At 38.0% G+C, this 1,170-nt stretch carries 2 protein-coding genes; one reads left to right on the top strand and one right to left on the bottom strand.

The features are described from left to right. Nucleotides 1-41 precede the first annotated feature (41 nt). Entirely contained in the window at nt 42-533 is a 492-nt protein-coding gene (gene tnpA, locus J7J55_03410; GenBank protein ID MCD6141754.1) for an IS200/IS605 family transposase, read from the bottom strand. Between the two features lie 236 nt (nt 534-769). Here tnpA and J7J55_03405 point away from each other — a divergent pair. Continuing rightward, nucleotides 770-1,170: hypothetical protein (locus tag J7J55_03405; GenBank protein ID MCD6141753.1), on the top strand; the 401-nt coding region annotated here is incomplete at its 3' end.

The raw sequence follows: 1,170 nt of genomic DNA, 5'->3' as shown, positions 1-1,170 counted from the left end.
TTTTCAGGAGTTAACTACTCCGGGCTAAAGCCCGAAGCGTATCATACTGGAACGACAAAATCAATGAGTGTCGTTTGGCCTTCCGTTTTAATGCTCTGGTAATAATCATAATCAACATCCACCCAATGCTTTCCCTGTTGTCGCTCAATGTAAAATTGTGCTGTTTCGCTTGTGATTCTGCCCACAGCCTCGTAAAAATAACCGTTGCTCCAGAATTTATCACCCCATAACTTTCTTTTGATATTGTCACGGCATTCTTCTCTTATAACTTTTGATGAGAAGCCCTTGAAATAACGTGCCAGTTGCGGAACGCTGTAATTTTTGCAATTCCCGATGAAAAGATGGACATGGTCTGGCCCGAATTCCAAGGCCAAAATCATTATGCCCAACTTATTCGCCACTTCCTTAAATGATTCCCTACATTTTTTCATAACCACCCTATCTCTGAATACATCGCGCCTGTATTTTGGCGTGAATTGCATATGGTAGTTGCTCAATCCGACCGAGTGCCTACTATGGACTAATTCATTCATTTTTTTTCACCTCACATTTTTATATAGCCCAAGCTAATTACAACCATATTCTGGTTGGGCTTGGGACAATATACCAACTAGGATGGAATAAAAAATGTTGTGGAGTAATTCATCTCTGGGCTTAAGCCCAGAGGGTTCTTACTCCGTTTTGACTAAATAGGATTTTTGAGTAGGAGGAAAGTGAGGTTTAAATATTTGCATGTACATATAATCATGATATAGAGGAAAGAGTGAAAATGCACGAATATAAAGATGATTTCGAATCCCTGCTTGATATGTATCACATAAGAGATATGGTGGCATGGGATAATGTTAATGCCAATCTGATTATAACAGATCCCCCATTTGGTATTGATTTCAGTGGAAAAAATGGAAATTATCACAGAAATGTAGAGAATGTTGTAGATGGTTACGTGGAGTGGACAGTAAAAGAGTATGGCGAGAAGATTTCACAATTATTAGATTGTGTCTATCGGAACTTAAAAAGTAATGGTCAAGCATTGATTTTTTCGGGATGGAATAATAGCAATATCATTCATGATAGAATAATGCGTTTTAAGGGACTTACATTAAGGGGAAAATTGTATTGGACATATAATTTTGCGCCTGCATGTAAGAAAAGACCTGCCCATAATGT

This window comes from Candidatus Bipolaricaulota bacterium, assembly GCA_021159055.1.
GTDB lineage: Bacteria > Bipolaricaulota > Bipolaricaulia > UBA7950 > UBA9294 > S016-54.
This window is presented reverse-complemented; position numbering and strand designations above follow the sequence as displayed.

What these genes read in the sequence shown, in the direction of transcription:
- tnpA (MCD6141754.1), bottom strand. Translation starts at nt 533, where the DNA reads ATGAATGAATTAGTCCATAGTAGGCACTCGGTCGGATTGAGCAACTAC.